Here is a 22,630-nt window from a genome sequence, read left to right as displayed (position 1 = left end):
CGATCATGGCAAGCGCAATCCCCATCGACACCGCCTTCCTCGACGCAGAGGGCAAGCCGCTCTTCCACCTCGCGCAGGAGCCGCATCATCCCGAAGGCTCCAGCACCATGCTGGGCTTCTGGCTCTACCTGATGAGCGATTGCCTGATCTTCGCCTGTCTGTTCGCGACATACGCCGTGCTCGGCAGCAGCTATGCGGCCGGGCCGGGGCCGAAAGATCTGTTCGATCTGCCGCTGGTCGCGCTCAACACCGCGATGCTGCTCTTTTCGTCCATCACCTACGGCTTTGCCATGCTGGCGATGGAAAAGAACCGCGTCGCCGCGACGCAGGGGTGGCTCGCCGTCACCGGCCTGTTCGGTCTCGCTTTTCTGTGCATCGAACTGTATGAATTTCATCACCTGATCGTCGAGGGCGCGACGCCGATGCGGTCGGGCTTCCTGTCCGCCTTCTTCACGCTGGTCGGCACGCATGGCCTGCACGTGACCTTCGGCCTGATCTGGCTGGTGACGCTGATGACGCAGGTCGCGAAAAAAGGCCTGATCCCCGCCAACCAGCGGCGCCTGATGTGCCTGAGCATGTTCTGGCATTTCCTCGACGTCATCTGGATCGGCGTCTTTACCTTCGTCTATCTCATGGGGATGCTGCGATGAGCGCCAAGGACCACAGCGCGCACGGCCACGCCGGCGAGACCCACGCCCATGGCTCGATGGGCAGCTATATGATCGGCTTTGGCCTGTCGGCGTTCCTGACCGCTATCCCCTTCTGGCTGGTGATGAGCGGCATATTGGGCAGCGCGCAACTGACCGCGATGGCGATCCTGGCCTTTGCCTTCGTCCAGATCGTGGTGCATATGATCTTCTTCCTGCATATGAATACGCGCAGCGAGGGCGGCTGGACGATGATGGCGCTGATCTTCACCGTCGTGCTGGTGGTCATCACCCTGTCGGGGTCGATGTGGGTCATGTATCATCTCAATCACAACATGATGCCGCATGGCGACGCGCAGGCGGTCCATCATATGAGCCAGATGCCGTGACGCTGGCTCCGGCCCGGCGCAGCTCTCCCGGCGCTCTGGCTGGCTTCACAATGATCGCCGCGCTGCTGATCGCGGGCTTCGTCAGCCTCGGCGTCTGGCAGGTCCATCGTCTCGGCTGGAAGCGCGATCTCATCGCCCGCGTTGACGCCCGCATCCATGCCGCCCCGGTCGCCGCCCCGCGCGATGCGGACACCCGCGACGAATATCGCCGCATCGTCGCCAGCGGCCATTTTCGCCATGAGGCCGCGACGCTGGTGCAGGCGTCGACCGCGCTCGGGCCAGGCTATTGGGTGATGACTCCGCTGGTCACGGACGCCGGCTTCACCCTGCTCGTCAATCGCGGCTTCGTGCCACCGGAGGGCAGGCGCAGCTACTCGCGCCCCACGGGCCATATACGAATCGTCGGCCTGTTGCGCGTGAGCGAACCTGGTGGCGGCTTCTTGCGCGCCAATGATCCCGCCGCCGGTCGCTGGTATTCACGCGATGTCAGCGCCATCGCCGCCGCCCGGCATATCGCGCCGCCGCTCGCTCCCTATTTCCTCGACGCCGAGGCTGGCACAGCAAGGGGCACTCCGCCCGTCGGGGGCCTGACGGTCGTCACTTTCCCGAACAACCACCTCATATATGCGGCCACATGGTTCGCGCTGGCGGCGATGACGCTCGCCGCCTACATATATGCGATGGCGCACACCCGGACTCGTCGCGAACCATGATCTGCGGGACGCACTGGCTGCCCAGCCATTGGCCTGCCGACGCGGCCGGTCGCAAGAATATGGCGTTGCTGGTCCAGTTGCGCTGGATCGCGATCGCCGGACAATTGGCGACGATCATAATCGTCCATTTTGTCATGGATATCCGCCTGCCGCTCGCGGCCATGCTGGTCGTTCCCTGCATCGCCATTGCGGTCAACCTCGCCAGCGTCGCGATCCTGCGGCGGCGCACCGACATCGCCCATGCCGAACTGTTTCTGGCGCTGCTGTTCGATGTGATCGCCCTGACGGCCCAGCTCTATATGAGCGGCGGCGCGACCAATCCCTTCATCTCGCTCTATCTGCTCCAGGTCGCGCTGGGCGCGGTTTTGCTGGATCGGTGGAGCATATGGGGCATCGTCGGCATATCGGCTTTTTGCGCGGGCCTGCTGGCCCGCTTCTACTGGCCGCTGGACCTAAACGATGCGCTTGAAGGCCGGCTGTTCGACCTGCATATCGCCGGGGCGTGGATCTGTTTCACGATGATCGCGGTCCTGCTGGTCCTGTTCATGACTCGCGTCACCCGCAACCTGCGGGCGCGCGACGCCTATCTCGCCAGCCTGCGCCAGCAGGCGGCGGAGGAAGAGCATATCGTCCGCATGGGCCTGCTCGCATCGGGCGCGGCGCACGAACTGGGCACCCCCCTCTCCTCGCTCGCGGTGGTGCTGGGCGACTGGCGGCGCATGCCGGAAATCACGGCGCATCCCGCGTTGGTCGAAGAGATCGGCGAGATGGAGGCCGAGGTCCGTCGCTGCAAGGCGATCGTCACCGGCATCCTCCTGTCGTCGGGCGAAGCGCGCGGCGAAGCGCCCCAAGTGACCGACATCCGGCATTTCATCAGCGGCATCGCCGACGACTGGCGCTGCGTGAACCCGGCGACGCCGCTGCATTGCGACTTCGGGCCGCATGATTACCCCCGCGTCGTCGTCGATCCGGTGATCCGTCAGGCGATCGCCAATCTGCTCGACAACGCGCGTGAGGCGGGCGCGACGCGGATCGACCTGCTGGTCGGCCGCGACAGCAGCTCGCTCAACATCGCGGTGCGCGACAATGGTCAGGGTTTCACCGACGCGATGCTCGCCGATTTCGGCAGGCCCTATCGCAGCAGCAAGGGACGGCAGGGTGGCGGACTTGGCCTGTTCCTGGTCGTCAACGTCGTGCGCAAATTGGGCGGCAGCGTCAGCGCCAGCAATGGCGCCGATGGCGGCGCGATGATCCTGCTGCGCCTGCCGCTCGCCACTCTCGCGCTGGAGGACGCCGCCAATGCCGCCTGATGGCCCGATCGTGCCTGATTGCCTGCTCGGCCCTGATCGCCTGCTCGTCATCGTCGAGGATGACGAAGCCTTTGCCCGCACCCTCAAACGCTCGTTCGAGCGACGCGACTATCGCGTGCTGACCGCCGCCAGCCAGGACGCGCTCGCGCAACTGCTGGTCGATCATGATCCGGGCTTTGCCGTCGTCGATCTGAAGCTTGGCGCGGGGTCGGGGCTGGTCTGCGTGCAGGCGCTCCATGCCCATGATCCGGCCATGGTAATCGTCGTCCTCACCGGCTTCGCCAGCATCGCGACGGCGGTCGAGGCGATCAAGCTCGGCGCGTCCCACTATCTCGCCAAGCCGTCCAACACCGACGATATCGAAGCCGCCTTCGCCCGCGCGGCCGGTGATCCCTCCACCCCGCTCGCGCCGCGCCCGACGTCGATCAAGACGCTGGAATGGGAACATATTCATGAAGTGCTGGTGGATAGCGAGTTCAACATTTCCGAAACCGCGCGGCGGCTGGGCATGCACCGCCGCACGCTGGCCCGCAAACTCGCCAAGCGGCAGATCGGTTGACCTGCGTTTTCGCGTCTGCCATGGACGGCGCCACGCGGGTGTAGCTCAATGGTAGAGCTTTTGCTTCCCAAGCAAGTGACGAGGGTTCGATTCCCTTCACCCGCTCCAGCACCATCTTCAAGAATCACCCTCTTCAGTGGATAAAAACCGCAGAAACCTTGGCCCTTTGTGTCCTGGGTTGTCCGGATTTGACCATCTTTTTCCGGCCGAATCCGCGCCGTGTCGGGCCTTTTTCAAGGGGATGATCACTTCCGGGCATTTCATGAAGTTCCCAGCATAGGTTTTTTTGCGAAAAACGCTTTGGATGAAGGCACTGGTGGCAAGCTTTGGCGGCGGCCACGACTTATCGGCCGAGTTCTGCGAGAAGCGGAAGCAGGATGGCCAGAGAGGTTGGGCCGCCGCCACTGCTGCTCGCAGTGAATATCTGCTTTTGCTGTTAAACGTCTCGATCGGTATTATGCCGATTGCGATATTCAGCCAAACGCCCGCCCGCCCCTCAATCCAGCACGTTGGGCAAATCCTCGAACCCCTTGCGCAGGGCGGCGCTCCAGCTTTGGGAGATCATCGCGAATTCCTCATTGTCCGCTTCGATGCGGGTGCGGACGCGGAAGTCGAAGGCGTTATGTTCGATGACGGTCAGGTCGAGCGGCATGCCGACCGACAGGTTGGAGCGCAGCGTCGAATCCATCGACACCAGCACCGCCTTGGTCGCATCCTCCAGCGTGGTTTCGGGCTTGATGATCCGGTCGAGGATCGGCTTGCCATATTTATGCTCGCCAATCTGGAAGAACGGCGTTTCGGCGGTCGCTTCGATGAAATTGCCGGCGGAATAGATGAGGTAGAGGCGTGGCTTGCCGCCCTTGCGCTGGCCCGCGATCATGATCGAGGCGCTCGCGCCCGATCCGTCCATCTCGATGCTTTCGCGATAGCGGCCCTGCATCGCGCGCATTTCCGCGCCGACGATCTCCGCCGCCCGGTGCATCGTGTCGCAATTGAGGATGGTCTCGATCTCGGGGTCTAGCTGCGAATCCTTGATCTTCCGGCTGAGCGCCGCCTTGACCCCCTGCGTGATCGACAGATTGCCCGAACAGAGCAAGGTCATCGCCCGCTCGCCCGGCACATGATAGGTGAAGCTTTTGCGGAAACGCGCGATATTATCCATGCCCGCATTGGTGCGGGTGTCGGACAGCATGACCAGCCCCTGGTTCACGCGCACCGCTACACAATAAGTCATCGCCCCCCGGCTCCCGAAAACATGCGGCTTCAACCCATCTGGAGGTACGGCGGGACCAATTGCTGTTGCTGGCGTTGCAGTTGCCGTTCCTCAATCCCGTCCACCGCCTGCGCGATACGAACGTCCGCGTCAATGGCGATATCGCCCGCGACCGTGACGGAGCCACGGATCGGCGCGGCCTCATCGGCATCCAGCCCGGATGCCAGCCGCAGATAGCGTTCGGTCACGCACACCCGGTTGGACGGGTCGAACCCGACCCAGCCAAGGCCGGGCGCCAGCGCTTCGGCCCAGCCATGGGTTTCGTGCAGCGCGTCATCCTCGTCCGCGAGCAGATAGCCCGAGACATAGCGCGCGGGCAGTCCCATGGCGCGCGCACCTGCGATGAACACCTGCGCATGATCCTGGCACACGCCCGCGCCCAGCGCGAACGCCTCCGCCGCGCTGGTGGCGGCGCTGGTCACGCCCGCGCGATAGCGCACCGCATCGCTCACCGCCGCCGACCAGGCATGCAGCCGGGCCAGCGCCCCGCCCTCCTCCGGCATGGCGAGCGCCGCCGCCCGGATTGCGTCGGACGCGCGGGTCAGCCCTGTTTCCCGCAGGAAATAGCGCGGATCGATGCGATTGCCGAAAAAGCCCAATATGCCGTTGGTCTCGCGGGTTTCGACCAGCCCTTCGGCGACGATCGCGGCGTGATCCGGCCCGTCATGGCGAATCCACACCGCTTCCATCTCGCCATGGCCGTTCGCGCGAAATCCCGTGACCGGCGCGTCGTTGATGCTGACCTGCCAGTCGAGCACGGTCTGCGCGGGCGTATCGACGGGCATCAGCCGAAGCAGCATCGCGACCCGCCCCGCCGACGCGGCATAGCGATAGACGGTCTGGTGGCGGACGATCAGCTTCATGGCGCCCCGGCCCTCCGTCGTTCAGCCAAAATGATAGGCCTGCGCGATTTCCGCGCCCAGCCGGTTGGTCATCCTCAGGCCGCTCTGCACCGTTTCATGCAGGCCGCAGCGGAAAATCTCGCCGCTATCCAGCCCTTCGAGCGCGGCCACCATTTCCCGCACGGTTTCATGCGCCTGATCGCGCGCGTCATGCCATCCCGCCAGCCGGTTGAGGCGGTAGGCGAGTTGGTCGTAGCAAAAGGCGACGCTGCGCGGGAACAGGCGGTTGAGCATCAGGAAATCGGTGATCTGCCAGGGCGTGTAGGTGCCGCCATAGACATGATGATAGGCGCGGCTGCCCGACAAAGCGTGCAGCACGGACGTCCATTGATAATGGTCGCGATTGCCGCCGATCACTTCGGTTTCGGGCAGCAGGACATAATATTTGACGTCCAGCAGCCGCAACGTCATCTGCGCCCGCTCCAGCGCACTGCCCGCGCGCAAGAAATCATGCCCTTCATTGCGCAACTGGCCCGAATCGGCCGCGCCGCGAAAGGTCATCACCCGCGTCTTGACCCAGTCGATCAGCGCGGGAAGCTGCGCCCGCGCTTCGGCCACGTCATAGCTTTCCAGCTTGCGCCAGCCGTCGTTCAGCGCCTCCCACATATCCTGCGTCAACATGGTGCGGGCCGATTTGGCGTTCGAGCGCGCCTTCGCCAGACAGGAGCGGATCGACGAGGGATTGTCCAGGTCGAGCATCAGATAGGAGACGATGTCGCTCTCCGTCACCTGCTTGCCTTCGGGGAAATTCGCTTCCGCCCCCGTTGCGCGCGCGACCGATCGCCATTCGTCGCGATGATGCGCGCCGGGCAGGATCGCCATGCGCTGGCCCATGGTCAGCAGGCGGGCGGTGGATTCGGCGCGCTCCATATAGCGCGCCATCCAGTAGAGATTTTCGGCGGTCCGGCTCAGCATGGGGAAACCTCAATATCCGTCATCCCCGCGCAGGCGGGAATCCACCTCCCAATGATGCCGCAAGATGCAAAGACAGGAGATGGATTCCCGCCTGCGCGGGAATGACGATGAACGGGATGGACGGGCATATCCATCTAGTCCTGCATGACCCAGGTGTCCTTCACCCCGCCGCCCTGGCTGGAGTTCACGACGAGCGATCCTTCGGTCAGCGCCACGCGGGTCAGACCACCGGGGACAAGGCGGATCTGCTTGCCGACGAGGCAGTAGGGCCGGAAATCGGCGTGACGACCCACGACGCTGGCGGGACCAAGCGTCGGTACGGTCGACAGGTCGAGCGTCGGCTGGGCGATGAATTCGGACGGGTTCGCCCTGATCCGCTCGGCATAGGCGGCGACTTCCTCGCGCGTCGATTTGGGACCGATCAACATGCCGTAGCCCCCCGATCCATGCACTTCCTTGGCGACCAGTTCGTGCAGATTTTCCAGCACATAGGCGCATTCGTCGGGCTTGGAACATTGCCAGGTACGGATATTGTCGAGGATCGGCTTCTCCCCCAGATAGAAGCGGATCATTTCGGGCACATAGACATAGACCGCCTTGTCGTCGGCGATGCCCGATCCCGGCGCGGACGCCAGCGTCACCCCGCCATTGCGATAGACGTTGAAGATGCCCGGTACGCCGAGCAGGCTGTCGGGGCGGAACACCAATGGGTCGAGATATTCGTCATCGATGCGGCGATAAATGACGTCGACTGCCTTGGGTCCCAGCGTCGTTTTCATCCACACCCGGTCCTCGTCGACGAACAGGTCCGCCGGCTCGACCAGCTCGACGCCCATCAGGTCGGCGAGAAAGCTGTGCTCATAATAGGCGCTGTTGAGCGAACCGGGGGTCAGCACGACCACCACCGGATCGCCCTTACACGCGGGCGGCGCGACTTCCTTGAGGCTTTTGAGCAGTTCGGCGGGATAATCATCGACCGGCGCGACCAGCCCTTGCGCGAACAGTTCGGGGAACATGCGCGTCATGATCTCGCGATTTTCGAGCATGTAGGACACGCCGGAGGGGGTGCGGCAATTATCCTCCAGCACCTCGAAACTGCCCGGTCCGGTGCGCACGATATCGATGCCGACGATATGGCTGTAGACTTTACCGGGCGGCGTAAAATCGACCATTTCGGCGAGGTAGGCGCTGTTCTTATAGATGATGTCGGCCGGCATGATGCCCGCCTTCACAATCTCGCCGCGATGATAGACATCGTGCAGAAACGCATTGAGCGCCCGCGCACGCTGGCGGATACCCTTGTCGAGCACGCGCCATTCCTGCGCGGTGAAGATGCGGGGCAAAAGGTCGAACGGGATCAGCCGTTCCGGGTCCCCGCCCTCGCCATAGACGGCAAAGGTGATGCCGATGCGCCGGAAAATCGCTTCCGCCTCGTCCAGCCGACGATTGAGTCCGGCAATGCCGGTCCGGTCGACCCATTCCTGCACCTCGGCATAGCAGGCGCGTATCGAACCATCCGGCTCAAACATCTCGTGGAAGGGCAAGCGTCGATCCTCCCTCGGCCAGGACGGCCGGTTGCGCCGGCATTGCGTCGGCTTTGTGCATTGCAGCATTAGTGCGCGCCGCGCGTTGGAATGCAAGACTAAAAATATGGCCCGCGCAAGGACTTCCCGCGCGGCAGATATGCGGACGATGCGAAGGCCACCGCCGCGCCAGCGCGGGCGCGGCGCGGATTTGTCGAATCTGCTCCGCAACCCCGTTGACCCGCCGCCCCCGCCTGCCTATAGCGCGCCCTCACCGCAGGGCGTCATCGCCCCCGCGTGATGCCCATGGGGCGGAGTAGCTCAGCTGGTTAGAGCAGCGGAATCATAATCCGCGTGTCGGGGGTTCAAGTCCCTCCTCCGCTACCAATGTTAAAACATACGATTTGGCCGTATTTTCTCAAATTCGATCTTATGGAAACGGATACTGATAGGCCGATTGGGCAATCAGGTGGAGTTTCTGTTCTCCTTTTCGCGAGTTTTGTTATGCCCGATTTTCATAGAGCAGTCGCGGTGCTCACATGCAGGGCTTCGGCGCAGGAACAGGATAGCACGGGAGCACTGCGCTTAGGATCAGGCCCCATTGATTCGGGAGGCATGCGGCCGCTCAAGGAGCCGCCCTCCAGCACCTTTACCTGGCCAACCACTTTAGCCGGGACACTTGCACGCCGTCGCTGTAGAGTTCCACCTTCTTGCACCACTCATGTAGCGTCACGGAATGCATGCGATCTCCTGAGCGATCAAATCACGGTCGCCCATCTGAACGGGCGATCGCGATCGCGATCGTGATCGAAAACCATCCTCACCGCTCGCCCACATCGACGAAACTGGTGCGTTTGATTGCTCGTCATGCATTACCTACGCGGGATTTCGAGCCTCCTAGGCGCGCAGCGGGATTACCTTTCCAGATTCATCAACATCCAGTGGGGGTGCAACCCAACGTTTGCCAACCACCGGACGAGTTGTCACCCGCAATATTACATACGACCTACAGTTTGCCCACAAGGCGGGCGACAAGACGACCGCACCACTCGTCCAACGCCAACAATGACCGTCTTCCTCCTCCAAGGCATGAAAACCTTCGATCAGGTCGTCATGGACCGACAGGACGATGTGCGAGCGCATACCGTCTCCTAATGTTATACCAGTTATCGGAACACCCAGGCGCCGTCCGTCACCGTTCATGTCCAGCCGGTCAGGCACGAAGGTTGCGGATATTAATGATACGTTCTGCGCACTGGCCGGAAAGATAAAGCGCGTAATCTCACCGTCGGTATCGCCGTGCACCCGCCCACCATCGACCATCAGGTGCAAGTCCATATCGGATGTGGTGGTCCACCCAATCGCTCGGGCGCGCGCCTCCAGCCTCAGGCGCACGGCTTCCACCACTGGACCACGATCGACGAAGGGTCTCGCCCATGCATCGCGCATGCAGGCAGCATCGCCGAAACTGTTTTCAGTCTCGTCGCCCGAGAACCAAGCTCGATTGCCGTCGTCCAAATAGCTCTCGGCGGGCAGTCCATTGGCTAGCAGCACGTCGTGACCGTCTAGTTCCACATGCCAGTAGTCCACAGCATCGACTGCAACCTGCATGATCGTGCTGTCATTTATAAGCGCGCCCACGGGCACGAACATTTCGTCCAGTACCGTCACGCACAATGCATGCGCCGACGACAAGAAGAGGTCGCGATCGGGCAACCCTGGTCCTAGAGCGCCTGCCAGCACCCGGACTGGCCAGTGATGCGCGTACCTGACGTTTCCGATACCCTCTAACCTTCGGGCGCCGATCCACTTGATAGGTCGCACTGCTCCAGAGGCGGTGACGACAGCATCGCCCACGCGCAGCCGTTCGACGGGCACATCTCCTTTAGGCGTGCGGATTCGCGTGCCAGTCACAAAGCAGACGTTATTGATTGTCCCAAGGCCGGCATTGACGATGATGGTGGTCGCGCTTGCGTCATTGGCATCGACGGATGTGCCCTGCGCCAGCGTGAAGCTGCTTGTTGTGAACTGACCAGCGAAATGGAGTGCAATGCTCGCGCCGCCCTGAGCTAGCGTCAGCGTGCCACCGCTGCTGTCACCTACGTAGTTGTACCCTGTAATTGAAGATAGAGAGACATCCTTGATGGTTATAGCGTCGCCAGCAGGCGTCTTGGAATGTATTTCCACATAATCACTGGAAGTCCCAACAAGAGATGGCGCAATTGTACCCTGAAAACTTTGTGCGTTACCCAGGGTCAGATGACCGCGATTATCGGTAAACACGACATGTTGCCCTGCGCTGACCGCACCATTTATGGTCAATATCGCCGGGCCTGCGCGGTGGTACTCCGGCAACGTCATCGTGCCCTCACCGGAAACGTCACCATTTATAACCATGGAATAGGCGACGCCCCCACTCTGAGGGGGCGCAAAAGCGATAGTGCCGTTGTTAACGATCGACGACGCAATAACACCCAAATCGCTGGCCAAAATGCCGCCTGATGCTACGGTTAAGTCGCCAGCGATGGCCGTAACAGCATATGGGTACGAACTAGCAATATCGACGCGACCGGCAATTTCGAGCCGGCTGAAATTATACGATCCATTCGCGAGCGAAAGGCTGCCCCCTGCAGCTATCTCGTGCACAGACGTTAACGCCGACACATATTGATGACTGGCATCATCATAGCTATAGATTGTCGCGCCATTTTCAAGATAGACCGAAGTATTGATAGTATTGATAACGTCACCGACGTTTAGATAGATACCGCCGTCCAACCCGCTGGATTGGGAAAAATAAGAACCTTGGTTCAGGCTACCTGAGTTCAACGCCGAAAATCCGTGCGCATTGGTATTGATATGAAGCGAACCTGAAATAAAGCTCGCACCATCGATCGTCGAGGCATTGATGGTCAGACCATTGCCGCTGAGTGCACCATTATTGACGAGAACACCCGTATTGATGATCCCTTGGCCTTGAAGTCCGCTGCCATCATTTAGGATTGAAGGCGCAGTAAGCTGCCCACCGCTCAGGATAATCTCGCCGCCCGTGCCGATCGCCACATGATCCTGCACTGTCAGTGACGCGTTGGACAGAGTCAGGAACTGGTGCAGGTCGAGCGAATGCGTCACAAAATTGGACGAAAGTGTTACAGACGCGCTGGAGTAGTCTAATGAATGATCTATAATAGTGACATCGGCATCAACACCGTTTGGAACGACACCGCCGATCCACACCGCAGCATCTTCCCAAGCGGCAGAAAACTGGTGCGGTAGTGATTTAAATACAAAATCCGTCACGAATCGCCCCCTCCGCCTACTCTGGCTGAAGATGACATGGCTGACGGTAAACAGTAAAGCCGTGATTCTGCTCCTGCACGGCTTCTTCCAGGCGATTATTTTATAGCAGAGCCGAGATGGCGAGAAGATCGTGGGAAGTAAAATGTTGGTTTTTAAGAAGGAAAATGCACAAATAGAATTTTGACTATTTTAGCCGCGGATCACTTTTCGGTCACAGCTATTCCTTTCGGCTTCATCCTCGATAATAGCCACCGACCTTGCCTCCGGCAGAAAGCCCTTGTTTGAACACGCCAGTCGTGCCCTGGCGGATCACGCCCTTCAGATCTTCCAGATATTGGCTGTCGATGACGATGCGCATGCCATCGGTCAGGGGGGTCGCGACAAAGCGGCTCCGCTAGGCCTATACTATTAGAGATTTGATGCCGGGAAAGCTGTGCATCGACGCGCCCGACACCGCTCGGCTTCAATAGCCAGCCCATCGGGCGCCGCATATATCCGAGCAATCGAACCTGAACGGCTTATGCTCAATCTGTTCCATCATTGGCGACGATCGCCTCCCTGCGACGCGCGAATTCACAACAGAATGTTGAGCCGAGCCCCCTTCCGGGTGATGACAGCGATTTACAGTTACACAGTGCCCCTGCGATGAGCGCGTCTGACGTCAGGCTGTGGGCGAGGTATCGGATCCCGTTATCATCGCGAAGTCGCGATGATAACCATGCCACGACCAGATTTAGTTGCGGCCCAATGGCGGCGCTCCCGGACATTTCGGGATGCGCCGACACCGATATCATATCTGCATGTCGACCGGCGCAGGCTCCCTACGAGAATTAAGCTGCTGATATTGTGTGCCCTGCTCCGCACGGAAACTGGTCAGATCACTGATGATGGATCGGGCCATGGGAGACAATTTCCTGTTCTCCAAAGTCACAAGGACGATGTCCTGATCTTTCCATCGGTCAATCAAGCCACCGAGCGGAAGTTCAACCAAATTATATTCGGGATGCGATAAAAGTACGTTTTTCATGACGACGATTAGGGAGTCTGTTTTATCCGCCAAATCCATTAAATATAAAACGTCATCGCAATGAATCGTAGTGCGTATGTTATATTCATGGCGCCATCCATAAGTTGCATCGCCATTATATCCATTAGATGCCGGAATGCGCGGAGAAAGCATAGGATATTCAGACATATCATTCAGATTTATAATATTTTTACTGAATAATGGATGACATTTCCTAGCCGCCACAACAAATTCGGTATGACACAGATGTTTAAGAACAAGTCTGTTTGATATCGTATCGACATCGCGTTCAGCCGCAATATAGAATTCCACATCCTCTTTCAATAAGGAGTTCAGCAATGTATCTGCCGGTTGTTCCACTATTTCTATGTGAAAATCGGAATTGTGCACCAGGGACATCGCAAGGGTACGCTTTACGATGTCGAGCTGAGCAAGGGCCGGTGTAATCCCGAAGGCGGCGCGGCCCGAAGACCCGGCACTCAGCGCATCGATTTCGTGAACAAATTCATCGACCTGGTTGACCAGCCTATTGGCAAAAACGAGGAATTCACGGCCCAGAGGCGTTAATCGCACCCCCGTCTGGTCTCTGTCGAACAGACAAATCCCCAAACCTTCCTCCAGATTGGCGATGCTCCTGCTCAGGGCGGATTGCGTGATACGCAAGATGTTGGCTGCGCGCTGATAATTAAGCTCGTTCGCCAAGACCACGACCCTGTCGATGGACCGGATATCTCGCATCTTGAGGAGCTTATCCATCATAGATGCTGATCCATCGGGCCATGCCCGACAAGATAATAGATGCGGACAGCCTGAGGCTTGAAAACCACGTCACTCTCCAGCCCGCGTATCGAGCCATCGGCAAAGCCGCTCAAACCGATCTTCATCCACCCAGAACTCGCTCAAAGTCATGCTCCCGCTCTCGCAGGCGCTGAACCACAACCGAGCTGAAAAGCGGACCGCACTTATGGGTCGCAACCCTGGTAATTGCAATGGGGCCGGCAGATCGCTCCCGACGACGCCGATAGTCCCACTATCGTTAGAGGCTCACGGTTGGGAGCGAACACCCCCTCCCCTCAAATCCGCTCGATCGCCATGGCGGTAGCCTCGCCCCCGCCGATGCACAGGCTCGCGACGCCCCGATTCAACCCGCGATTTTCAAGCGCGGCGATCAGCGTCGCGAGGACGCGCGCGCCCGACGCGCCGATGGGATGGCCCAGCGCGGTCGCGCCACCATTCACGTTGAGCTTGTCGTCGGGAATGCCCAGTTCCTTGGCCGCGACCATTGCGACGACGGCGAAGGCTTCGTTGACTTCGAAAAGGTCGACGTCCGCGATCGACCAGCCCGCCTTCTCCATCACCTTGCGCATCGCCGGGACGGGTGCCGTCGCGAATTTCGATGGCTCGTGCGCGTGAGCGGCGGTTGCAACGACCCTCGCCAGCGGCGTGAGGCCAAGCCTTTCCGCCACGCTGGCCCGCGTCATGACCAGCGCCGCCGCGCCGTCCGAAATGGAGGAGGCATTGGCGGCGGTGATCGTGCCATCCTTGACGAAAGCGGGTTTCAGCGTTGGAATCTTCTCGGGCCTGGCCTTGCCCGGCTGCTCGTCGGTATCGACGATGCTGTCCCCGCCCCTCCCCGTGACCGTCACCGGCACGATCTCCCTGGCGAAAGCCCCGCTGTCGATGGCCGCATTGGCCCGTTCGAGCGAGCGGATGGCGTAGGCGTCCTGCTCGGCGCGGGTGAATTGATAGTCGCGCGCGGTTTCTTCGGCGAACACGCCCATCGCCTTGCCCGGCTCATAGGCGTCTTCGAGACCGTCCATCATCATCGTGTCGATGATCCGGTCATGGCCGATCCGCGCCCCGGCGCGATGCTTGGGCAGCGCATAGGGCGCGTTGGTCATGCTTTCCATGCCGCCCGCGATCACCATGTCCGCCCCTCCGGCGACCAGGGCCTCATAGGCCATGATCGCCGCCTGCATGCCCGATCCGCACATCTTGTTGACGGTCGTCGCTTCCGTACCGATGCCAAGCCCCGCGCCCAGCGCCGCCTGCCGCGCGGGCGCCTGCCCCAGCCCGGCGGGCAGCACGCAGCCCATATAGATGCGATCGACAGCGTCGCCGGAAACCCCGGCCCGCTCCACCGCCGCCTTCACGGCCACAGCGCCAAGGTCGGTGGCCTTGAGCGCGGACAAGCTCCCCTGGAACCCGCCCATCGGCGTGCGCGCATAGCCGGCTATGACGACAGGATCATTGTGCATCTTGCTTCTCCTTGGGAAGGCTCCGTGCGATGACGTCAGCCGAAGTGCCGGACGAACTCGCTGGTCGCCACCCGCTCCGTCACCAGGCCATTGACCACGGCTTCATGGTCCGGAACGCCCAGCGCCATGCCGGACACGATCACATGATCGTCCGGCACTGGTAGCACCCTGCGGACCGCCGCGCCATATTCCGCCCACGCCTGTTGCGGGCAGGTCGCGAGGCCGAAGGCAGGCGCCAGCGTCATGACATTGGTCATGAAGTTGCCGATGTCGATCCACGCGCCATAGCCCCATGTGCGTTCCATCGTGAAGAACAGCCCCACGGGCGCGCCAAAGAAGTCGAAGTTGCGCAACAGCGCTTCCTGCCGACCGGCGTGATCGTCGCGTCCGACGCCATAGAGCGCGAAAAGGTCAAAGCCGACCTTGCGCCTGCGCGCGCGATACGGGTCGCGTATTTCCGCCGGGAAATACGCATATTCGTCGCTGCGTTCATCGGCGCGGACCGCATCGGCCACCATGGTGCACAGGCGCGCGCGGGTTTCGCCCGTGACGACCTGAACCAGCCAGGGCTGCATATTCTGCCCCGAAGGCGCGCGCGATGCGGCTGTCAGGATCTGGTCCACCGTCGTCTGAGGCACCGGGTCGGGCAGGAAGCGGCGGATCGAACGGCGACCCGCGACCGCATCGAAAGCCGATATGGCGGGATCGGGCCGGGTACGGATGGTCATGATGCGGCCCCGGATTGCTGGGCGATCTCCTGTTGGCGCAGCAGGAAGCGCTGCACCTTGCCGCTGGGAGTCTTGGGCAGTTCGGTGACGAAGGCGATCTCGCGCGGATAGGCGTGCGCGGACAGGCGAGACCTGACGTGAAGCCGCAACTCTTCGGCGAGCGCCGGGTCCGGCTCATATCCCGGCTTGAGCACCACGAACGCCTTGATGATCTCGGTCCGTTCGGGATCGGGCTTGCCTATGACCGCCGATTCCACCACCGCCGGATGTTCGATCAGCGCGCTCTCGACATCGAACGGGCCGACGCGATAGCCCGATGTGGTGATGACATCGTCCGAACGGCCGACGAAGGATATGCTGCCGTCGTCGTTCAGCTCGGCCGTATCGCCGCTGCGGAAATAGGCGTCGGTCAGCGCAGGCGTCTCGCGGCCGATATAGCCGGTGAACCACATCAGCGGCGATTGCGCACGGTCCAGGGCCAGTTCCCCCGGCTCGCCGACACCCAGTTCGCGATTGTCGGGGGAGAGTATGACCGCGCGGTAGCCGGGCACCGCATAACCCGCCGATCCGATCCGCACCGGATGCGAAAGGCCATGATGGTTGCACACCACCATACCGAGTTCGGTTTGTCCGTAATGATCGTGAATCGGCACATCGAGATGCTCTTCGAACCAGCGGATCACCTCGGGATTCAACGGTTCGCCGGCACTGCTGACCACGCGGAGCTTGCCTTTGATCCGCGACGCCTTCTCCGGTCCCGCAGCGAGAAACTGACGATAGGCGGTCGGCGATCCCGCGAGGTTGGTGATCCCATATTCGACGATCGTGTCATAGGTGGAATCCACGGTGAAGCCGCCCTGATGAAAGACCGTCGTCATCCCCATCGCGAGCGGACCGACAACGGCCCAATACAGGCCGTAAGCCCAGCCGGGATCGGCGAGGTTCCAGAAACGGTCGTCCGCCCGCAGATCGATCGCATAGCGCATATAGCCGACGAACCCGGCAATCGCGCGCAGCGGGACGAGTAGCGGCTTGGGCAGTCCGGTCGTGCCGGAGGTGAACATCATCAGGAACGGATCGTCGAGATCGAGCGGAACCGGCGCGATGCCCCCTGTCTGCGCATCGATGGCGGTCCAGAAATCCATATGCCCGCTATCGGCCGATGATCCCACGATGACCGTCGCTGCGGGCGTATCGAGGCCGGTCAGTTTGGGCTGGTTCGCAGCATCGGCGACGACGACGCGCGTGTCGGCGATTTGAAGTCGATGTTCGATCGCTTTGGGACCAAAGGCGGTGAACAGCGGCTGATATACCGCGCCGATCCGCCAAGTCGCCAATATGGTGATAAGCAGTTCGGCCGTCCGCGGCAGCAGACCCGCCACCCGGTCCCCCTTCGCCACGCCCAGACCTTGCAGGACTGCGGCGAAACGCGACGAGGCGCGGTCGAGTTCGGCAAAGGTCCAGTCGCGCGTGGCGCCATCCGGCGCGCGATGACGCAGCGCCACCCGGCCCGGATCACCCGCATGGCGCGTGCAGCAAATTTCGGCGGCGTTGACATTTTCGCTGCCACCCATCGCCAGGAACGCCAGCGCGTCCTGGGGGTCGAAATGGGCCACAGCCTCAAAATAGGAAGGCTCCGCCACCGTTGCCGGCGATGCTGACATTACCCTCTCCATCCTTATCGCGGGTGTAATCGGGCCTTGCCCGTTGACGCAGGATAATGCGGTTAAACCGAAGCATAGTCCAAGCCGGATTATCGCTTGATTAAGTCGATTTTCGACATTATCCGCTGCGTAATCAGGAAGGACTGCGGTGCGGATTGATCCCAAGCTCATCATCGAATTTGCCGCCATCGCGCAGGAACGGTCCTTCGTCCGAGCCGCGCAGCGGCTGCGGGTAGGACAGCCCTGGTTATCCGCCCGGCTCGCCAAGCTGGAGAAGATACTGGGCTTCCCGCTGCTGCACCGCACCACCCGCAGCGTCACCTTGACCGAGCGGGGCGCAGCCTTTTTGCCGATAGCGGAGGAAATGGCGCACCTGTCCCAAACCGCCGACCGGCTGTCATTCCAGTTGAACCGGCGGGAGCGCCGTGTGCTGCGTATCGGGGCAGCGCCCAGCACCAAGGTGATCCGGCACCGGCACGAATTGCTGCATGATTTCGTTGTGGCGCATCACGATATCAGCCTTGAACTCGAAAGCGCCTGGTCGGTCCCGCTATTGGCGAAACTCGAGTCCGGAGAGATCGACTTGTCGTTCATGATGGGCGAAGTCGACGCGGCGCGGTTCGATCGCATCGTCCTGGCGCATTACGGACTGGCTGTGACCGTCTCCACATCTCACCCGTGGGCGAGCCGCCCGTCGCTCACGCCCGAGGATCTGGCCGGTCTGACCGTTCAGGTATTTACCCGTAATCTCAATCCCGGCTTGTGGGATATGCTCTATGCGCCGCTGATCGAAGCGGGAAGCCGGTTCGTCGAGATGCCCGAAATGGCCGAAGGCTCGCCCGTCCGGATGCGGACATCGGAAGAGGTCGCAGCATTTTTCGACTTCGGGAGCGACGATCAGGGCGGCGTGGATATCGTGCGCATTCCGGTGCGGTCGCCGGTCGCGGTGCCGTTCCAACTGTTGCGAAGCGTCAGCCTTGCAGATCATGACCAGAATAGTTTCTGGGACATGGCGCTCCATCGTGGTGAGCGCGGCGAACCCACCAGGGCCGAATGATCGGCATTCGAACCTAGAAAGCGCGTCTTACCGTTTGTACCGCAATCAGAGCATGTTCCGATCGAATGTGGATCGGAACATGCTCTAAAAGGCGATGCGCTATTTTACTTTCCCGGCAGGATCGCGGCGAGGCCGTCGATGCCGACCCAGTCGCCGATGATGACGGGGGGCTTGCCCTCGCCACGCTGGCTTTCGTCCTCGCGCACGACGTTGAGCACGACGCGGTCGGCGCCGGCGGCGGCGAACTCCTCGACCCGCGCGAGGATCTGCTCGTTGGTGCCCCATGCGGTCAGCGCGTCGATCAGCCGGTCGCTGTTGCCGTTGGTCCAGTCGGACTCATCGAACCCGCATTTGGCGAAGGCCGCCTGATAATAGGGCAGCGCGATATACATGGCGAGATAGGCGCGGGCGACGGCGCGCGCTTCTTCCGCGTCGGTCGTCAGCACGCACAAGATCTGCGCGGTGATGTCGAAATCGGGGCCTACACGCTCGCGCGCTTCGGTGATGATGCCCGAAGGGATCATCCACGTCACCATGCCCTGCGCATGCTTGACCGCCAGTTTCTGCAAGCCGGGCGCGTGCGCGGCGATGCACAGTGGCGCGAGCTGCGCGGGCTTGGGGCTGATGAGCTGGACCTGCTCCATCTCTTCGAGATAGGCGGTCATCTTGGGCAGCGGCGCCACCCAGTCGCCCTTGCGCCGGGCGATCACGAACGGATTGGACGCGCCCAGCCCCATGATGAAGCGGCCGGGATAGAATTCCGACAAAGCCTGACGCGTCTGCTCCGCACCCATCGGATCGCGGCTGTAGACCGTCGCCACCCCGGTCGCGACCTTGATCGTGCTCGTCTTGGACAGAAGATAGCCGCAGGCCAGAAACGGATCGCGCCCGAACGTGTCGAGCAGCCATACGCTCTCAAACCCAAGCCGCTCGATCCGCACCGCCAGTTCCGCGAACTGCTCCGCCGACAGCATATGCGTCGTGCGGTCAAGCGTAAGACCTATTTGTGCCATGATAACTCCATCTGCAAATGAGGATTAACGTGTGAATGGGGTTCGCTCAAACTGGTCGAACCCCTGTTTTCGTCCGGCAACGACCGCCGCCGGGGATTGACGAAGCGGCAGATCATGCCTGCTCTTTAGGCGATTTTCCAACCGATGCGAGGAACGATCGAAAAGCCGCGAAACATTCGTCGAACCGCTCGAAATAAAGCTCGTGGCCGCTGCCGTCGATGATCTCCATCTTCGAACCGGGGATCAGCGCGTGCATCTGCTTCTGATGCTCCAGCGGCGCGGTATGGCTGTTGCCGGGCGCAAGAATAAGCGTCGGCACGGTGATGGTGGGCGCAACGGGCGCCAGGTCTATGGCCGGGAATAGCCGTGCCAGCGCCGCGAGGCTCGCGGGGCGGTTCTTGCGCCACTCGCTGGCCATCCACTGTTCGTGTTCGGGGCTGACCGGCACCAGACCACGGCCCTTGACCAGCATGTCGACAAACTCGTCGATCGGCGTGCTCTCGATCTTCCCCGCAAGATCGTCATAGCCATATTTGTCGGAGCCGCGCGTCGGGTCCGAAAGCGGCGTCGACATCAGGGTGAGCGACCGGATCCTTTCGGGATATTTTGCGGCAAAGGCCGCACCGAGCACGCCGCCGGCGGACTCGCCGACATAATGAATTTTGTCGATGCCCAGCTCGTCCAGAAAGCCCCTGATGTCCTCGATCAGATTATCGACCGACCAGTCGGACGCGGGCGTGTCATCGGACTGGCCATGGCCGCGCATGTCCCGACGCAGCACCCGGTAGTCGCGGGCAAGACCCGGAACCCAGTGATAGAAAAATTTCGAGCTCCTGCCCCATCCATGCTGGATGAAAACGACTTCCGGTTCTTTCCAGGGATCCGTGAAATCATCTTCAAGGTAATAGAAATTGAGTTTGTTAACAGTTACATAAGGCATGATCTGTCTTTCGTCTCGCTTACTATTACTACCGGCATGGATGGGTCTGGAATCGATTACGCGATCATCAGAACCTGACGGTCGCCTCCGCGCCAAAGGTACGCCATGCGCCCCATGTGGTTTCACGCTGGAACGTAAATCCATCGAAGAAGCCGGACGTCCGGTAGTTCGTGTTGCCGATATTCTTGACGAACGCGCGCAGGACGAATTTCTCGTCGGCGGGCGTGAAGGTCACATAGGCGTTCTGGATATTATAGGCTTTCTGGGTCAGGATCGGATCGTCGAACTCGGAGAAGCGCAGCTTGCCGCTCCAGTAGGATTCACCGCGCAGCAGCAATTCTCCGCCCGCTAGATCCAGCCTGTATTCAAGGCCGATGCTGACGCTGTACGGCGGCGCCCGGTTGAGCCAGTTGCCGGCCAGATTCTTATTGCGGGTCGGGTCGCTGTCCGCACGGGGGTCGGAACCACTGCAAGCGCCCAGAAAATCGGCCGGGTTGCAGTTGATATAATCGGTATATTTGGCGCTCTCGACCATGGCCGAACCGTCCAGCTTCAGGCGATCGGTGATCGCGGCATCGAAATTAGTCTCGATCCCCTTGATCCGGGCCGCAGCGGCGTTTTGCACCGCGAAGCCGCCCGCCGTTCCCAGCGTCTTTTGCACCTGGATATTCTTGTAATCATACCAGAAGCCGGCGACGTTCAGATGGATGCGGTTGTCGGCGAAGCTCGCCTTGACGCCGGCCTCGCCGCCCTCGATCGTTTCAGGCTTGAAGGTGTCGCCGCACGTCCCCGAACCGATACCACCGGATTTGAAGCCCTTCTGATAGGTCGCATAGACATTGACCTGATCGGTCACGTCGAACTGCACGCCCGCGCGCGGCGTCCATGCTTCGAACGTCAGGTCCCTGTTTACGTTGGTGCATTGACCGCGAACGTTCAGATTGCCCTTCTTGTTGTCATGATTGAAACGGATGCCGGCCAGCAGCCGAAGCCTGTCGGTGACGGAGAATGTATGGTCGGTAAAGAAGGCCAAAGACTTCGCCTTTTGCGAGAAATTGGCCTGATATACGTCAGCGTTCGCCGGGAAAAACGGTACGAACAGGCTGCTGTTAACATTGGTCTGCTGGGTATATTCGTCATTGAAGTAGAACATGCCGAAGATGGACTTCAATTTGCCGTCCAGCGTATCCGTATTCAGATTGAATTCCTGCGAATAGGTGCGGGAATGGCCTGAACTTGGGATATGGTTCGCCGTCGCACCGCTCGCATCATAATCGACAGCCATGAAGTTGTTGTATTTTTGATAGCCCGAGATCGATTTGAACTGGACATCGTCGCTGACATCCCAGGTGAGCGTTCCGGTCGCGGTATATTGCTTCGTGTTCATCTGCGCATCCAGATCGGAATAGACCTTATGCGGACGGTAGGTTTGCGGCACGAGAAACGCCTGGCGCGCGGGATTGATCGACGGCGCGAGCGCGGTCGGCGCATAGGAGGCGCGGGTGTGCGAATAGGTCCCCTCGACCTCGATCTTCAGCGTATCGGTCGGCTTGAAGGCCAGCACGCCGCGAATGGCAGCGACCTTGCGCCCGCCGAAATTCTTGTCGGGCGCGCCCGCGAGCAGATTTTTGACGTCGCCATCGGTATTGTCCCACAGGCCGGTGATCCGGAAGCCGACCTTGTCGTTGATCGGCCCGGAAATGAACCCGCGAATGCCGTGTGCGTCGCGATTGCCGACGCTGCCCGTGAATTCGGCCTCCATATGATCCGATGGGCCGCGCATGATATAGTTGATGACGCCGCCGGTCGCGTTGCGACCATAGAGCGTGCCCTGCGGACCGGACAGGATTTCGATCCGTTCCAGATCCATCTGCGCCAGATCGAGGCTGCGCGCGCGCGCCTGATACACGCCGTTGACATGCACGGCGACCGACGCATCTTCGAAACCGCTGGTGAGGCCGGTGCTGATGCCGCGAAGCGTGATCTGGTTGCTGCCGAACTGATAGCCCATCACCAGCGACGGAACGCGCGTGGTCAGATCGTTGAGGCCGCGAATCTGCCGGGTCTCAAGACTTTCCTGGGAAAAGGCGGCGATCGTCGCCGGCACGTCCTGAAGCCGTTGTTCGCGCTTCTGGGCGGTGACGATGATGTCGCCAGAATTTGCCCTGTCGGCATTCGGCGCGGATTGCGCGTAGGCGGCCTGTGCGGCCAGGCCCGTCGTCATCGCCAGACATATCGAGATCAACGACGACGATCGTAATGCTTTAACCTTTGACATAAAACTCTCCCTCTATTGTTTTTAAGTATAGTTTTAGAAAATCGGCTTAAATTACTGGATCGTACCTCCTTTTCATCTGATTCAAGCGATGGGGTTTGCGGAACGGTTGAGCTGGATGAAGTCCTGGTGAGTGG

20 protein-coding genes and 2 tRNA genes are annotated in these 22,630 nt (G+C 60.8%); 8 read left to right on the top strand and 14 right to left on the bottom strand.

Translation table 11 applies throughout. The features are described from left to right. The first annotated feature begins 5 nt into the window (after positions 1 to 5). From cyoC to ACODSN_RS12515, 6 genes are all read left to right on the top strand, one after another. Complete coding sequence (cyoC, locus tag ACODSN_RS12540; RefSeq protein ID WP_489055856.1) at positions 6 to 650, top strand: cytochrome o ubiquinol oxidase subunit III; 645 nt, start codon at positions 6 to 8, stop codon at positions 648 to 650. Beyond that, the gene (gene cyoD / locus ACODSN_RS12535) at positions 647 to 1,036 is read left to right on the top strand and encodes a cytochrome o ubiquinol oxidase subunit IV (protein WP_489055855.1); all 390 of its coding nucleotides are present in this window, start codon (positions 647 to 649) and stop codon (positions 1,034 to 1,036) included. The genes cyoC and cyoD overlap by 4 nt, the downstream gene beginning before the upstream one ends. Before the next feature lie 50 nt (positions 1,037 to 1,086). Further along, a complete protein-coding gene (locus ACODSN_RS12530) occupies positions 1,087 to 1,749 on the top strand; it encodes an SURF1 family protein (RefSeq protein ID WP_489055915.1) in 663 nt (220 codons plus the stop codon). After that, positions 1,746 to 3,059 (top strand): ATP-binding protein, encoded by a 1,314-nt coding sequence (locus tag ACODSN_RS12525; RefSeq protein ID WP_489055854.1) that lies wholly within the window; start codon positions 1,746 to 1,748, stop codon positions 3,057 to 3,059. The genes ACODSN_RS12530 and ACODSN_RS12525 overlap by 4 nt, the downstream gene beginning before the upstream one ends. Then, on the top strand, positions 3,049 to 3,618 hold the full coding sequence (locus tag ACODSN_RS12520) for a response regulator transcription factor (protein WP_489055853.1): 570 nt from the start codon (positions 3,049 to 3,051) through the stop codon (positions 3,616 to 3,618). Before ACODSN_RS12525 ends, ACODSN_RS12520 begins: the two co-directional genes overlap by 11 nt. 34 nt (positions 3,619 to 3,652) lie before the next feature. Beyond that, positions 3,653 to 3,726: transfer RNA gene (locus ACODSN_RS12515), tRNA-Gly, on the top strand. Positions 3,727 to 4,114: 388 nt separating this feature from the next. Here the strand turns inward: ACODSN_RS12515 and ACODSN_RS12510 are convergent. From ACODSN_RS12510 to ACODSN_RS12495, 4 genes are all read right to left on the bottom strand, one after another. Beyond that, complete coding sequence (locus ACODSN_RS12510) at positions 4,115 to 4,852, bottom strand: proteasome-type protease (RefSeq protein WP_489055852.1); 738 nt, start codon at positions 4,850 to 4,852, stop codon at positions 4,115 to 4,117. A 29-nt stretch (positions 4,853 to 4,881) separates the two neighbouring features. Then, entirely contained in the window at positions 4,882 to 5,754 is an 873-nt protein-coding gene (locus tag ACODSN_RS12505) for a transglutaminase family protein (protein ID WP_489055851.1), read from the bottom strand. 21 nt (positions 5,755 to 5,775) lie between these two features. After that, positions 5,776 to 6,708, bottom strand: coding sequence for an alpha-E domain-containing protein (locus ACODSN_RS12500; RefSeq protein WP_489055850.1), 933 nt, complete (start codon positions 6,706 to 6,708; stop codon positions 5,776 to 5,778). A gap of 134 nt (positions 6,709 to 6,842) precedes the next feature. Then, complete coding sequence (locus ACODSN_RS12495; RefSeq protein WP_489055849.1) at positions 6,843 to 8,252, bottom strand: circularly permuted type 2 ATP-grasp protein; 1,410 nt, start codon at positions 8,250 to 8,252, stop codon at positions 6,843 to 6,845. A 289-nt stretch (positions 8,253 to 8,541) separates the two neighbouring features. On the opposite strand from ACODSN_RS12495, the gene ACODSN_RS12490 reads away from it, so the two are divergent. Continuing rightward, positions 8,542 to 8,618 (top strand) — tRNA-Met (locus tag ACODSN_RS12490). A 510-nt stretch (positions 8,619 to 9,128) separates the two neighbouring features. Here the strand turns inward: ACODSN_RS12490 and ACODSN_RS12485 are convergent. The 7 genes from ACODSN_RS12485 to ACODSN_RS12455 form a co-directional block, all read right to left on the bottom strand. Further along, positions 9,129 to 11,531 (bottom strand): Hint domain-containing protein, encoded by a 2,403-nt coding sequence (locus tag ACODSN_RS12485; protein WP_489055848.1) that lies wholly within the window; start codon positions 11,529 to 11,531, stop codon positions 9,129 to 9,131. A gap of 232 nt (positions 11,532 to 11,763) precedes the next feature. After that, complete coding sequence (locus ACODSN_RS12480) at positions 11,764 to 11,889, bottom strand: hypothetical protein (protein ID WP_489055847.1); 126 nt, start codon at positions 11,887 to 11,889, stop codon at positions 11,764 to 11,766. Positions 11,890 to 12,321: 432 nt separating this feature from the next. Continuing rightward, a complete protein-coding gene (locus ACODSN_RS12475) occupies positions 12,322 to 13,317 on the bottom strand; it encodes a LysR family transcriptional regulator (protein WP_489055846.1) in 996 nt (331 codons plus the stop codon). Next, complete coding sequence (locus ACODSN_RS12470) at positions 13,314 to 13,442, bottom strand: hypothetical protein (RefSeq protein WP_489055845.1); 129 nt, start codon at positions 13,440 to 13,442, stop codon at positions 13,314 to 13,316. The genes ACODSN_RS12475 and ACODSN_RS12470 overlap by 4 nt, the downstream gene beginning before the upstream one ends. Positions 13,443 to 13,631: 189 nt before the next feature. Next, the gene (locus tag ACODSN_RS12465) at positions 13,632 to 14,816 is read right to left on the bottom strand and encodes an acetyl-CoA C-acyltransferase (RefSeq protein ID WP_489055844.1); all 1,185 of its coding nucleotides are present in this window, start codon (positions 14,814 to 14,816) and stop codon (positions 13,632 to 13,634) included. A gap of 35 nt (positions 14,817 to 14,851) precedes the next feature. Beyond that, the gene (locus tag ACODSN_RS12460; RefSeq protein WP_489055843.1) at positions 14,852 to 15,544 is read right to left on the bottom strand and encodes a nitroreductase; all 693 of its coding nucleotides are present in this window, start codon (positions 15,542 to 15,544) and stop codon (positions 14,852 to 14,854) included. Beyond that, positions 15,541 to 17,208: an AMP-binding protein gene (locus ACODSN_RS12455; RefSeq protein WP_489055842.1), complete on the bottom strand. Its 1,668-nt coding sequence runs from the start codon at positions 17,206 to 17,208 to the stop codon at positions 15,541 to 15,543. The genes ACODSN_RS12460 and ACODSN_RS12455 overlap by 4 nt, the downstream gene beginning before the upstream one ends. A 148-nt stretch (positions 17,209 to 17,356) precedes the next feature. Here ACODSN_RS12455 and ACODSN_RS12450 point away from each other — a divergent pair, with 148 nt between their 5' ends. Next, positions 17,357 to 18,265: a LysR family transcriptional regulator gene (locus ACODSN_RS12450; RefSeq protein WP_489055841.1), complete on the top strand. Its 909-nt coding sequence runs from the start codon at positions 17,357 to 17,359 to the stop codon at positions 18,263 to 18,265. A 104-nt stretch (positions 18,266 to 18,369) separates the two neighbouring features. Here the strand turns inward: ACODSN_RS12450 and ACODSN_RS12445 are convergent, their stop codons facing one another. The 3 genes from ACODSN_RS12445 to ACODSN_RS12435 form a co-directional block, all read right to left on the bottom strand. Beyond that, positions 18,370 to 19,278 (bottom strand): LLM class flavin-dependent oxidoreductase, encoded by a 909-nt coding sequence (locus ACODSN_RS12445; RefSeq protein WP_489055840.1) that lies wholly within the window; start codon positions 19,276 to 19,278, stop codon positions 18,370 to 18,372. Between the two features lie 112 nt (positions 19,279 to 19,390). Continuing rightward, on the bottom strand, positions 19,391 to 20,218 hold the full coding sequence (locus ACODSN_RS12440; protein WP_489055839.1) for an alpha/beta fold hydrolase: 828 nt from the start codon (positions 20,216 to 20,218) through the stop codon (positions 19,391 to 19,393). 67 nt (positions 20,219 to 20,285) lie between these two features. Beyond that, entirely contained in the window at positions 20,286 to 22,442 is a 2,157-nt protein-coding gene (locus ACODSN_RS12435; RefSeq protein ID WP_489055838.1) for a TonB-dependent receptor, read from the bottom strand. Between the last annotated feature and the right edge of the window lie 188 nt (positions 22,443 to 22,630).

This window comes from Sphingobium sp. FG11, assembly GCF_057809915.1.
Note: the sequence above shows the minus strand (reverse complement) of the source record. Positions and strands in the feature narration are given on the sequence as shown.

Bases quoted from the DNA above. Each gene is read 5' to 3' on its own strand.
- cyoC (WP_489055856.1), top strand. From the start codon at position 6: ATGGCAAGCGCAATCCCCATCGACACCGCCTTCCTCGACGCAGAGGGC.
- cyoD (WP_489055855.1), top strand. From the start codon at position 647: ATGAGCGCCAAGGACCACAGCGCGCACGGCCACGCCGGCGAGACCCAC.
- ACODSN_RS12530 (WP_489055915.1), top strand. From the start codon at position 1,087: ATGATCGCCGCGCTGCTGATCGCGGGCTTCGTCAGCCTCGGCGTCTGG.
- ACODSN_RS12525 (WP_489055854.1), top strand. From the start codon at position 1,746: ATGATCTGCGGGACGCACTGGCTGCCCAGCCATTGGCCTGCCGACGCG.
- ACODSN_RS12520 (WP_489055853.1), top strand. From the start codon at position 3,049: ATGCCGCCTGATGGCCCGATCGTGCCTGATTGCCTGCTCGGCCCTGAT.
- ACODSN_RS12510 (WP_489055852.1), bottom strand. From the start codon at position 4,852: ATGACTTATTGTGTAGCGGTGCGCGTGAACCAGGGGCTGGTCATGCTG.
- ACODSN_RS12505 (WP_489055851.1), bottom strand. From the start codon at position 5,754: ATGAAGCTGATCGTCCGCCACCAGACCGTCTATCGCTATGCCGCGTCG.
- ACODSN_RS12500 (WP_489055850.1), bottom strand. From the start codon at position 6,708: ATGCTGAGCCGGACCGCCGAAAATCTCTACTGGATGGCGCGCTATATG.
- ACODSN_RS12480 (WP_489055847.1), bottom strand. From the start codon at position 11,889: ATGCGCATCGTCATCGACAGCCAATATCTGGAAGATCTGAAGGGCGTG.
- ACODSN_RS12475 (WP_489055846.1), bottom strand. From the start codon at position 13,317: ATGATGGATAAGCTCCTCAAGATGCGAGATATCCGGTCCATCGACAGG.
- ACODSN_RS12470 (WP_489055845.1), bottom strand. From the start codon at position 13,442: ATGAAGATCGGTTTGAGCGGCTTTGCCGATGGCTCGATACGCGGGCTG.
- ACODSN_RS12465 (WP_489055844.1), bottom strand. From the start codon at position 14,816: ATGCACAATGATCCTGTCGTCATAGCCGGCTATGCGCGCACGCCGATG.
- ACODSN_RS12460 (WP_489055843.1), bottom strand. From the start codon at position 15,544: ATGACCATCCGTACCCGGCCCGATCCCGCCATATCGGCTTTCGATGCG.
- ACODSN_RS12455 (WP_489055842.1), bottom strand. From the start codon at position 17,208: ATGTCAGCATCGCCGGCAACGGTGGCGGAGCCTTCCTATTTTGAGGCT.
- ACODSN_RS12445 (WP_489055840.1), bottom strand. From the start codon at position 19,278: ATGGCACAAATAGGTCTTACGCTTGACCGCACGACGCATATGCTGTCG.
- ACODSN_RS12440 (WP_489055839.1), bottom strand. From the start codon at position 20,218: ATGCCTTATGTAACTGTTAACAAACTCAATTTCTATTACCTTGAAGAT.
- ACODSN_RS12435 (WP_489055838.1), bottom strand. From the start codon at position 22,442: ATGACGACGGGCCTGGCCGCACAGGCCGCCTACGCGCAATCCGCGCCG.